Genomic DNA, 12,014 nt, shown 5'->3' with positions numbered 1-12,014 from the left:
TGTTAATGAGTTAACATAGGTTTGAAAATTTTCTATATTGGAATAAAAGTAACTCGGTTGGTGACAATGTCCTGTTTTATAAGATTTTGGATATAAATCATAAGTTTAATTTAGTACTTCCTACATAAATACTAATCTACAAAATACGAAACTAAGAAAACCTCAAAAAAACTTGACACGTTCCAAAAAATCGCTTACAATATTCTTGTAAAGAAATAAAGGAGGAAGTGAGATGAATCTGTTACAGAAATATCAGGAAGAAAGGGGGGTGCTAATTGCGGTTCATCGTGGTACAAATGGTGGTAACATCATTCAAAATACTACAAAGGCTTACCTGAACGCCATTCGTCACAAAGGTGATATGGTTGAAGTTGATGTCATCCGAACGGTTGATGGTGAATTTTTTGCATTTCATGATGGCCAAGAAAAGTTGGTTTTTGATATGGATATTGATCTTCGTCTTTTGCCGGCGGAACAAATTAAAGGTTTACCTTGTTTCAACTCGCTTGCTGAGCCAGTAGATCAAAGATTAGAAACGATTGAGGAAGTTCTTGCCAATCTTGAAGGGAAGAGCCTAATAAACATTGATAGGAGTTGGTTCTATTGGGATACCTTCCTTGATAAACTTAAAACCTATAAGTCATTAAGCCAAGTCTTGCTCAAGGCACCGGCAAAAAGAGAGTTGCTGGAACAATTGCGAGATTCTGAATTAGATGTTATGTTTATGCCGATTGTCAAAACGGTTGAAGAACTTGAGTTAGTTCTGAACTTTGGAGGTATTAACTTAGTTGCAGTAGAATTGATTTTTGAAGATTTAGATTCAGAATTGATTAGTCCTGCCACTATGCAACGACTTCGTAATAAAGGCATTCTTACCTGGGTAAATGCTCTTCGTCTAAATGACACGATTGTACTGGCTGCAAGAATTGATGATGAAGTAGCTCTGTTTGATAATGGCTATTCTTGGATCAAATTAGTTGAACTGGGTTTTGATATTATTCAAACAGATTGGCCATACTTATTGTATTCTTGCTTAATTGAAAATAACTACAAAAAAATATTAAATAGGAGAAATTCTTATGAAACACTTTAAAAAACTTTGCATGTTCGCTAGCGCAGCACTCTTGTTGACTGCTTGTAGCACATCTAAATCAGCTGAGCCAGCTAAAGAGAGTGCACCAGCTGAAATTGACTACTCACAAGAGATTGTCATCTATTCTAACTCAACAACTGATGGCCGTGGTGAATGGCTCAAAGAAAAAGCAGCTGAAAAAGGCTTTAAAATTTCATACGTTGATATCTCTGGTGGTGAATTGGCTGACCGATTGATTGCAGAGAAAAACAATGCGATTGCTGATATGGTATTTGGTTTGAACAACTTGGAGTTCAACCGTATCAAAGATGAAAAATTACTCGTTAAATACAGTCCAGAGTGGGCTAACGAAGTAGATGCTACACTCGGTGATGCTGATGGTTATTACCACCCAATTGTTGTTCAACCATTGGTACTGATCGGTAACGCAAAAGCTGATATGCCAAATGACTGGACAGATTTGACCAAAGATTCTTATAAAGGGACTTATGGTATTTCTGGCTTGAACACAGGTACTTCTAAAAACATCTTTGCAAGCATCGTTAGCCGCTACGCTGATGAAAAAGGTGATTTGGGTATTTCCGATGAAGGTTGGGAAGTAGCTAAGAAGTACATTCAAAATGCACATACTTATGCACAAGGTGAAGATTATATCTCTGCTCTTATCGACGATAGCAACCCATTGAACTACAGCATGATGTGGGGTTCAGGTGTTCTTCAAAACCAAGCTGAACGTGGCTATAAATTCCAAGTCATGAGTCCTAAGGTGGGGGTTCCTTACGTCACAGAGCAAGTTGGAATTTTGTCAACTAGCAAGAAAGAAGCCCTTGTCAAAGAATTTGTCAACTGGTTTGGTAGTGCAGAGGTTCAAAAAGCATGGAGTGACGATTTTGGTTCAATCCCTGCTAACAAGACAGCTCTTGAAGGTGCTAAGGCTGAAATTAAAGAATTTGCAAGTAGCGTTAAATCTCAGAAATTGGATTGGGAGTTTATCGGTGAGAATATCAGCTCATGGGTGGAAAAAGCTGAACTGGAATTTGTAGAATAGTAACATTTAAAAGTGAGGAGAGGTGTATATGATTACCTTTAACGATATACAAATCAAATATGCAGATTTTATTGCGATTGACAATTTGAATTTAGAAATCAAGGAAGGGGAGTTCTTTACATTTCTCGGACCAAGTGGTTGTGGTAAATCAACAACCTTGCGTACCTTAGTGGGGTTTATTAACCCCTCTAAGGGTACTATTTGTGTTGGTGATAAAGACATCACGAATTTGGATCCAGAAAAACGTGAGATTGGTATTGTTTTCCAAAGCTACGCGTTATTCCCTACAATGACAGTGTATGATAATATTGCTTTTGGTTTGAAGGTTAAGAAGGTTTCGCCTGAAATCATAAAAGCCAAGGTTCATGAGGTTGCTAAGAAAATCAAAATTTCGGATGAGCAGTTGAAGCGTAATATTTCGGAACTTTCTGGTGGACAGCAGCAACGGGTTGCTTTGGCTAGGGCTTTGGTCTTAGAGCCTAAAATTCTTTGCTTGGACGAACCGCTTTCGAATTTGGATGCCAAATTACGGGTAGATCTTCGCTTAGAGTTGAAGCGACTGCAAAAAGAACTAGGTATCACAACCCTTTATGTCACTCACGATCAAGAAGAAGCCTTGACCTTATCGGATCGTATTGCGGTCTTCAATAATGGTTTCATTGAACAAGTGGGAACACCGTATGAAATTTACAATCAGTCTAAGACAGAATTTGTCTGTGATTTCATCGGTGATATTAACCACCTGTCAGAGCAAACCTTGGCTCTACTTGCTAATGGGTTGCCAATTTTTGAACCAAACAGTGGCTATGTTCGCTTAGAACGTGTACGACTGGAAAGACAAGCTGAAAGTGATTTATCTATTCAAGGGAAAATTGTTGATCTGGAATTCAATGGTGTTTTCATCAAATATACTGTTATATTGGAGAATGGACAGCAAGTTAATATCATTGAAAAGAATGACGGGCATTCCAGCCATGTTATCGATGATGTCGTGACGCTATTTATCAATCCGAAAGACATTATGCAATACGGAGGTCAGTAGCATGTTCAAAGATATCAAATGGAAAGACTGGTTACTACGGATCGGTGTTCTGTGGCTACTGGTAGCCTTCATCATTTATCCCAATATCGGACTTCTGACAAATGTCTTTTTCAAAGATGGTGAGTTCTCCTTACGGGCTTTGGATAAGATTATGAGTTCGGAAAGGGCTCTAAACAGTATTGCGAACAGTTTCAAACTAGCTATTTCTATGGTGATAACTGTTAACATTGTTGGGACTCTGGTAGTTCTTTTGACTGAGTACTGGGATATCAAGGGAGCCAAAGTTCTCAAACTTGGCTACATGTCTTCTTTGATTTACGGTGGTATTGTTCTTGCGACTGGCTATAAATTTGTATATGGTAGCAATGGGCTTATCACTAAGTTATTGCTATCAGTCTTTCCAAGTTTGAATCCAGATTGGTTTCATGGTTTCGGAGCGGTTTTATTTATCATGACTTTCGCTTGTACCTCAAACCATATCATGTTTTTGACGAATGCTGTCCGTAGTGTTGACTACCATACGATTGAAGCTTCTCGAAACATGGGTGCGAAACCAATGACCGTATTTTTCAAGGTGGTGCTTCCTACCTTTAAGCCAACCTTGTTTGCCTTAACGATTTTGACCTTTTTGACGGGCTTGTCAGCCGTTTCTGCCCCACTTATTGTAGGTGGAAAAGAGTTTCAAACGATTAACCCGTTGATTATCAGTTTTGCAAAATCAAATGGTTCACGTGACCTAGCAGCTTTCTTAGCCATCATGTTGGGCTTAGCAACAATTTTGTTGTTAACGTTACTTAACAAGGTAGAAAAAGGTGGCAACTATGTTTCTGTATCAAAAACAAAAGCAGGCCTAAAAAAACAAGCAATCACCTCTCCAGTTTGGAATGCCATTGCTCACATTGTTGCCTACGTGCTATTTGTGATCTATATGTTGCCAATTACCCTGGTTGTCCTTTATTCCTTCACGGATGCATTAACAATTAAGACTGGTAATCTAAGCCTATCAAGTTTTACGTTGGCAAACTATCAGGAGTTGTTTTCTAATGCGGAGTTCTTCAAACCTTATCTAGTAAGTTTGATCTATGCAGCTTCAGCAGCCTTTATTGTTACTGTTATTGCCATCATTATTTCAAGAATTGTTCATAAAAACACTTATAAGTTCGATAAATTTTTTGAGTATGGCGCTTTAATTCCATGGATTTTACCAAGTACATTGATTGCACTGGGGCTGATGTTTACTTTTAACGAGCCTCGTTTAATTGTCTTTAATCAGGTTCTGATTGGGACCTTAGGTATGATGCTTATTGCTTACATTATCCAAAAACTTCCGTTTTCTTATCGGATGATTCGAGCAGTATTTTTTAGCATTGACAGTGATATGGAAGAAGCAGCTCGTAGTATGGGAGCATCAAGCTTTTACACCATGATAAAAGTCATTATTCCATTTATCATGCCAGTTGTACTCTCTGTTGTGGTGTTAAATTTTAACTCCTTACTCTCAGATTATGATTTATCGGTTTTCCTCTATCACCCTTTGTTTAAGCCGCTTGGTGTTGTCATTAAATCGGCAACTGATGAGACGGCCACTGTTAATGCAATTGCAATGATGTTTGTCTATTCGGTTATCTTAATGGTGATGTCAACCTTGGCTCTCTATCTTAGTCATCGTTTTAGAACGCAAAAGGGAACACGTCAGTAATGGAGACTCTAGGAGAATTAACCCTGCCAATTATTTTACTGAGAATTCTCTTGTCTGTCGTTTTAGGTGGTATTATCGGTTTTGAACGAGGTGTTAAAAACCAAGCGGCAGGTATTAGAACATACATTCTGGTTTGTTTGGCATCTGCGATGGTAATGATGACCAACCAGTATATTGTCTTGAAATATGGCATAGGAGATCCGACACGAATGGGAGCACAGGTCATTAGTGGTTTAGGATTTTTAGGTGCTGGAACGATCTTAGTCACCGACAACCAAAAAATTCGTGGCTTAACGACAGCAGCGGGCCTATGGGCGTCAGCTGTTGTGGGATTGGCTACTGGTATTGGTTTTTATTCAGGTGCTCTGATTTCAACAGCTACTTTAATTGGCATCATGACCTTGGTTTCACCTTTAAAAGATTACTTGAATAGTCGTTCAAAAGTTGCTGATTTTCATATTATTTTTAATTCATTGGAGGGATTTAATCGTCTTCTGATTTTTCTAAACACCTCCGATATAAAAATTTTAGATATGCAAAATGGGCTTAGTTATAGTGATAAAAAGCAGAAAATTTATCAAGCAGAAACTAGTCAAGTGTCTTGTTATTTGTCTTTAAAATTGAATGAGTCCTTTAATCATTTAAAATTGATGGAGGATTTATCGAAGATACCTGGTGTGATTTATTTGGAGGAATTGAAATAGGGTGTTGTTTTGACAGCACCTTATTTTGATAAAGTGACTACGAAAATGTTTTGAAATTTGGTAGAATAGAAAGTGACATACGACTGCTGTAAAGTGAAATATGGGGTATTGAAATGAATTTAGTATTTGATTTTGGCAATGTGATTATTGAGTGGGATAAGAACGTTTTTTTAAAAGCTTTGTTACCCGTAGATGAATCACGCCGTCGCGTAGACGCGGCTATTTTTGGCTCAGGTTTATGGGAAGAGATGGATGCCGGGCTGTATACAATTGAAGAAGTTGAAAATAAAGTTAATGAAGCCTTATTAAATGAATTTGAAGAAGAAGTTCATCAAATCATGTGGTATTGGTATCGTTATGTCAGTTTCTACGATGATGTTGTTAAAAAAATGGTTTCCCTAAAACAACATGGACATAAGTTATTTATTCTTTCAAATACGTCTCAATTATTTTATCCATGTATGGAAGAACGAGCGCCAGAACTCTCATCAATTTTGGATGGTAAAATTTTATCTTATAAGGTTAAGCAATCCAAGCCAGATCCTAAGATTTATCAGACTTTATTAACTACTTTTGAGCTTGAGCCAAGCCAAACTTATTTCTTTGATGATCTAGAGAAAAATCTTGAGGCGGCTCGAAATCAGGGGATAAATACCTATCAGGTAACAGATATAACATTATTTTTAGAGTATTTGGATGGTTTTTTAAAGTAAGAGGCTAATTTATGGTTACTATTAAAGATATTGCACGTGAGGCTGGAGTTTCACATGGTACAGCATCAAATGTCTTAAATAAACGAGGAAATGTTAGAGCCTCAAAAATTAAGTTGGTAGAAGAAGCAGCAAAGCGACTTGGTTACCAATTAAATTCTCAAGCTCAAGTCCTTAGAAAAGGTTTATCAAAAAAAGTCTGCGTTTTTATTCCCTATTTTGGTCGTTTCCATTACTCAGACCTTATTGATTTTCTAGTGACCTTTGATAGTGATGACTATGATATTGAATTGTTTTATTTCAAAAATCAGGTTGATTTAGATGAACGAATTGCTAAGATTAGTTCTCTTTTACCACTTGCTGTTGTTAGTCTTGGGCTTGAACCAACACGAGCCACTGACTTAGACCAGCAAGGAACTAAGCTTATCTTGATTGATACTGATAACGATGCTGGCATCAACTTTAATAGTGATCATATCCAAAAACTTGTGGTAAATTTTTTAGAACCACGTTCCGATGGAATTGTTACACTTATAAGTCCATATGCAGGTTTTGCCCTATTTGCTAATCTGCATAGAACGTTACTCAAATCTGATTTCAGAGTACGGCTATTGACTGATTCTGACAATACCAATATTGTGATGATGTATTCCAAATTGTCTCATCTAACGTCTAAAGACACTTTAGTTGTCTCTGATAGAAAGGTTGTTAAGGAATTAAACGACTTATTAGACTGGTTTGGAAAAACAGAACGGCCTCATATTTTGGTTCTTGGTTGCCGTGATATCATCGGGCAGCAGAATATTTCGTATTTGAACTTAGATTATAAATTAGTTGCCAAGCGGTTGATAGCGGCTTTGGACACCGATAATTATTCTCTTATTGAACCCAAAGGTGTTGAGAACCAGAATGAGGAAATGACGAATCCAGTCGCTATAACTTTAACCCTTGCAATCGTTGAATCACCAATGTCAAACGCCATTAAGGTACTTGTTGAAAAATACAAAACTCTAACCGGCATGACGATCCAGATTGAAGAGTTTACATATCAAGAATTGCTTGTCAACTTATCAAATCAAGATTTTTTGAATCGGGTTGATTTGATTCGTGTCGATATGGCTTGGTTACCCAATTTTGCTGAAACGGTTTTTCAGGAGGTGACAAATCAGGAGCTTACTCAGGTGATTAACAGCAAGTTGATGCCTAATATTGCCTCAGAGTATAGCCATCAGTCAGATAGACAGTACACTTTCCCATTTGATATTTCCAGTCAAGTCTTGGTTTATCGGAAAGACCTATTTGATAATACGCTACTCCAGCGACAGTTTTACGAGAAGTACAAAAAGCAATTGGATGTGCCAAAAACATTTGAAGAGTTTGATCTAGTTTCTTCTTTCTTTAGTAAGTCTTTTAACAAAGATTCGGAGACAGATTTTGGTCATACACTAGCAGTCAAGACCCCTATTGTAGCAACTTGTGACTTTATGCCAAGATATAGAGAAAAGTTATTGGGCAATAACATGGATTTGTCTGTTATCAATGAGACATTTAAAGACTATAAAAATAGTGTGACATATACCAACGGTAAACTGGACTTATGGTGGGAAGACCATGTGAGACATTTACGTCTAGGTCATACCGCAATGGAAATTGTCTTTTCAAACTATATCTCACCCTTGTTCTCGGGTTCAGAAAAACATGATGTTGCCTACCAATTTGATATTGCTAGTGTTCCAGGCAAGCAAGCGATGACCGGAGGTGGTTCTATTGGTGTTAGTCTATACTCTGTCCAAGTTTCTCAGTGTTTAAACTTTTTGAATTGGCTGTATTCTGCTGAGGTTTCACGCTTATTAGCCTATCTTGGAGGTGTGCTTCCTGTTGAAACAGTTATTGAAGATAGTAATCTAGGACAAATATATCCATGGTTTGAGAATTTTAATGAGACTTTCAGTCAGGGAAGTAGAAGTCATTGGCATGATTTTGTTACTGATTTAGACTTTGAAACGATTTTAGGACAAGAGTTGATGGAGAGAGTTTCTAAATTATAAGAGTAGCAGTTAGTCTGTTGGCTAGTTGCTTCTTTTTTTCAAAGCCTTCACTTTATAAAGTGAAAAACCTTTCATTGAAACCGTATTCCGTTCCCTTTATAATTAACTTATAAAAACCAAGTTTTTATTTGATTAAAAAAAGCAGGAGGATAATATGGCAGACAGTATTGCACTACTTCTAATGTCGCACGGTAATTTTGCGAAGGCAGCAATTGAAAGTGCAGAGTTGATTGTCGGTAAGCAGAACAACTTTCAGACATTAGGGATATATACAGTTGATGATGTCGAGGTTTTAAAAGAAGAAATGCTTCAGAAGGTTTCCTCGTTGGATACTTCTAAAGGACTGGTAGTTCTTACGGATATTATCGGAGGAACACCAATAAACTTAGCATCACAGCTACTATCTCAAGAAGAGGTGGTTGTGGTTTCAGGGTTAAATTTACCTATGCTTTTAGAAGTTCTGATGAATCGTGGACAGCAAATTGAATCATTAGCTGCTGTATTAAAGACAGCTTATGACCAAGGATTTAGTGTCAGGACTAAACAAGATTTAATTGAAGAAGGAGAAGAAGATGACTATAGTCTTTAGTAGGATAGATGATCGCTTAATTCACGGTCAAGTAGTTACGACCTGGGTTAATATGCATAAGATTGAGCAAATTATTGTTTTGAATGATAAAGTTGCTGGCGACAAAACTCAAAAAAGTATTTTGACTATGGCAGCTCCACAAGGAATTTCTGTAAAAGCATTTCCTGTTGAAAAATTTGGTGAAATTATCAAAACAAACAAAATTACTAGACGAACAATGCTACTATTTACGACTAGTGAAGATGCATTAAGAGCTTACGAAGCTGGTGTTCCAATTCCTTCTCTTAATGTGGGTGGAATGAGGTTCCAAGAAGGTAGGGAGAAGCTAACTAAGTCAGTTGCTGTTACACCTTCCGAGAAGGAAGCATTCAAGAAATTATTGGAAAACTCAGTGGAAGTAACAATTCAGATGGTTCCAAACGACGAAAAAATTAAATTAGAGGAGGTCATTTTATGATTCAGGCATTACTAATTGCAGCGTGGGCTGGTCTATGTGCAATTGATGATATTGGTACTCAGATGTTGAGACGTCCTTTGCTAATTGCTCCTGTCATTGGTTTGATTATGGGGGATGTGCATACATCATTACTCATTGGTGCTTCGCTAGAAGTAATGTGGATGGGGATTGGTAACGTAGGAGCTTATTCAGCACCTGACATCATTTCAGGTACTGCAATCGGGACGGCATTAGGTCTTGCATCAGATGGTGTTGCGACTGCTGTAGCAGTTGCAGTTCCAGCTTCTCTATTAGCTCAACAATTACTCGTACTATATCGTTCAAGTATTGTTTATTTGAATCCAATCGCTGAAAAAATCGCAGAGACTGGTGACTTTAGTAAAGTTTATCGTATTAACTATATTCCAATGGTAATTGCCTTCCTTATTCGTGCAGTTCCAACTTTCATTGCTGTATATCTCGGTGCTGGTGTAGTAGACCAAGTTGTTGCTGCACTTCCAAAAGAAATTATGTCAGGTCTTTCAGTAGCAGGTAAGATTATTCCTGCTGTGGGTATTGGTCTCTTGATGCTGATGATGTTGAAAAAAGCTGAGCTTTGGACATTCCTAATCGCTGGTTTTGCTCTAGCAGTTTATCTGCAGCTCTCAGTTTTACCAATCACTCTAATCGCTTTACCGATTGCTTTGATTTACGACTTGGCAACTCAAAAAGCTCAAGTTAAAGAAGTGTTCGGACAAATTGATAATGATGAGGAGGACTATGATCTATGAGTAACAAAATTACAAAGCAAGATTTAAACAAAGTATTCTGGAGAATGCAATTACTAAACGTAACTAATAACTTCCAATCAATGCAAGCTATTGGTTTCTTATCAAGTTTTACACCTGTTCTTGAACGTTTGTACAAGGATAAGCCAAAAGAGTTGCGTGTGAAAGCTATGAAGCGCCATCTTGAATTCTTTAACAGTCATGTTAACTCAGATGCCTTGATTCTTGGAATTTCAGCTGCCGTGGAAGAAACGACAACTGAAGATCAGAAGGATACTGTAACTGGTATCAAAACTGGCCTAATGGGACCACTCGCAGGTATTGGTGATAGTGTATTGAAATTCACTTGGTTACCAATTTGCGGAAGTATTGGTGCAGCCCTAGCATTAAATGGTAGTGTCCTCGGTCCGATTGTAATGTTCTTACTCTATAACTTTGTAAACATTGCGTCTAAATATTATGGTATCCACTTAGGCCACGCTAAAGGTGTAGAATTGATTGAAGGAGTAGGTGGCAATATCCTGCAACGTCTATCAAATATTGCGAATGTTGTCGGTCTTATGGTTATCGGAGGACTTATTGCTTCTGTCGTTAAAGTAAATGTTGTCTCTGAAATTAAGGCTGGTGACAACGTTATCCTCTTCCAAGAAATGTTTGACAAAGTTATGCCTGGGCTGTTTAGCATTCTGTTAACTTTTGTTATCTATAAAATTTTGAAGAAAACAAATGGCAAACATGCTCCACTATTGATCTTTGGAATTATGGTTATTTCTATCCTCTTGACCTATTTGAAAGTGTTAGGTTAGATTATGGCTAAAGAGTTTGAAGTGAAACAGTTTCAGAAGAATATCTACACTTTTATTAGAGAAAGTGATTCTGAAAATGGAGAAGTCGAAGTATTTCTGTTAAGTAGCTCAGACGGTGAGCCAATTAAGTTTCTAAAGAAAACTGATGATAACAAATTTGAAATTCTGCTAGAGTTAGATAGAAGACCGTATTTCCTGATTAAATCCAAGTCAGGCGAGTACAAAGTTGCTGAAAGAACTTTACCAGTGTCTGGAATGAATAATTTTAGAGATATGGGTGGTTATAAAGCTAATAACGGTAAGAGAGTAAAATGGGGGGTGTTATATCGTTCTGATCATATTCACAATGCAACAGAAGATGGTTTAGAATATCTAAGACAGTTGAACTTAAAGACAATTGTTGATTATAGGAGTGATAATGAGGTGTCAAAGTACCCCAATCCTATAATTCATACAGGTGTCACGAGCTTTCAACTAGATCCATCTGCTCATGTTGCAGAGCTCGCAGCTCAATTTCAGTCTTCTAAAGAGGATGAGGACATTAACCTTATCAATAAAATAATTGAGCAACAAAAATCAGGTCAATTAGTTGATCACTCAGAAGTTGTCTATTCACAATATAGAACATTTGCAGAAGGTAAAGAATCTAAAACAGCATTTTCTAAAATGCTAACGGTTCTTGCAAATCCAAATTCACCAGCTAGTGTTCAGCATTGTCGAGGAGGCAAAGATCGTACTGGTTACGGAGCTATGTTACTCTTAGGAATTCTCGGTGTCAGTAAGGAGGATTTAATTCAAGATTATCTCATTACTGGAAAAAATCGTGAGGAACGAAATAGAGTAAAAATGGAAGGGTATAGAAAACTAACAACCGATGAAAAAGTGTTAGACCATCTCTATTCTTTTATTGATACAAAGTCAGATTTTATTGAAGCCTCTATCAATTCTATTTTTGATGGTTATGGTTCAATTGAGCAATATGCTATCTCAGAGTTAGATATTGATAAGGAAATTATCGATAGACTGAGAGAAATGTATTTAGAGTAAAATA

12 protein-coding genes are annotated in these 12,014 nt (G+C 37.2%); all 12 read left to right on the top strand.

The genetic code is table 11. From position 1 onward, the window contains the following. The first annotated feature begins 232 nt into the window (after positions 1-232). The 12 genes from HF992_RS00905 to HF992_RS00850 all read left to right on the top strand — a co-directional run bounded on the left by HF992_RS00905 (position 233) and on the right by HF992_RS00850 (position 12,010). Entirely contained in the window at positions 233-1,093 is an 861-nt protein-coding gene (locus tag HF992_RS00905; protein ID WP_168548189.1) for a glycerophosphodiester phosphodiesterase family protein, read from the top strand. Further along, the gene (locus HF992_RS00900) at positions 1,080-2,141 is read left to right on the top strand and encodes an extracellular solute-binding protein (RefSeq protein WP_168548188.1); all 1,062 of its coding nucleotides are present in this window, start codon (positions 1,080-1,082) and stop codon (positions 2,139-2,141) included. Before HF992_RS00905 ends, HF992_RS00900 begins: the two co-directional genes overlap by 14 nt. Positions 2,142-2,169: 28 nt before the next feature. Next, entirely contained in the window at positions 2,170-3,183 is a 1,014-nt protein-coding gene (locus tag HF992_RS00895) for an ABC transporter ATP-binding protein (RefSeq protein WP_168548187.1), read from the top strand. A gap of 1 nt (position 3,184) precedes the next feature. Next, on the top strand, positions 3,185-4,882 hold the full coding sequence (locus tag HF992_RS00890) for an ABC transporter permease (RefSeq protein WP_168548186.1): 1,698 nt from the start codon (positions 3,185-3,187) through the stop codon (positions 4,880-4,882). Next, positions 4,882-5,586: an MgtC/SapB family protein gene (locus HF992_RS00885; protein WP_168548185.1), complete on the top strand. Its 705-nt coding sequence runs from the start codon at positions 4,882-4,884 to the stop codon at positions 5,584-5,586. Before HF992_RS00890 ends, HF992_RS00885 begins: the two co-directional genes overlap by 1 nt. 113 nt (positions 5,587-5,699) lie before the next feature. Next, positions 5,700-6,299 carry an HAD family hydrolase gene (locus HF992_RS00880; protein ID WP_168548184.1) on the top strand — a complete coding sequence of 200 codons (600 nt, stop codon included), beginning with the start codon at positions 5,700-5,702 and terminating at the stop codon, positions 6,297-6,299. 11 nt (positions 6,300-6,310) lie between these two features. Further along, positions 6,311-8,344 carry an extracellular solute-binding protein gene (locus tag HF992_RS00875; RefSeq protein WP_168548183.1) on the top strand — a complete coding sequence of 678 codons (2,034 nt, stop codon included), beginning with the start codon at positions 6,311-6,313 and terminating at the stop codon, positions 8,342-8,344. A 154-nt stretch (positions 8,345-8,498) separates the two neighbouring features. After that, entirely contained in the window at positions 8,499-8,933 is a 435-nt protein-coding gene (locus HF992_RS00870) for a PTS sugar transporter subunit IIA (RefSeq protein ID WP_168548182.1), read from the top strand. Then, positions 8,917-9,390: a PTS sugar transporter subunit IIB gene (locus HF992_RS00865; protein WP_168548181.1), complete on the top strand. Its 474-nt coding sequence runs from the start codon at positions 8,917-8,919 to the stop codon at positions 9,388-9,390. Before HF992_RS00870 ends, HF992_RS00865 begins: the two co-directional genes overlap by 17 nt. Beyond that, positions 9,387-10,160, top strand: a complete 774-nt coding sequence (locus HF992_RS00860) for a PTS mannose/fructose/sorbose/N-acetylgalactosamine transporter subunit IIC (protein WP_168548180.1) — start codon at positions 9,387-9,389, stop codon at positions 10,158-10,160. The genes HF992_RS00865 and HF992_RS00860 overlap by 4 nt, the downstream gene beginning before the upstream one ends. Beyond that, positions 10,157-10,963, top strand: coding sequence for a PTS system mannose/fructose/sorbose family transporter subunit IID (locus HF992_RS00855; RefSeq protein WP_168548179.1), 807 nt, complete (start codon positions 10,157-10,159; stop codon positions 10,961-10,963). The genes HF992_RS00860 and HF992_RS00855 overlap by 4 nt, the downstream gene beginning before the upstream one ends. A gap of 3 nt (positions 10,964-10,966) precedes the next feature. Continuing rightward, positions 10,967-12,010: a tyrosine-protein phosphatase gene (locus HF992_RS00850; RefSeq protein WP_168548178.1), complete on the top strand. Its 1,044-nt coding sequence runs from the start codon at positions 10,967-10,969 to the stop codon at positions 12,008-12,010. Positions 12,011-12,014: the final 4 nt, after the last annotated feature.

The organism is Streptococcus ovuberis (genome assembly GCF_012396585.1).
GTDB lineage: Bacteria > Bacillota > Bacilli > Lactobacillales > Streptococcaceae > Streptococcus > Streptococcus ovuberis.
Note: the sequence above shows the minus strand (reverse complement) of the source record. Positions and strands in the feature narration are given on the sequence as shown.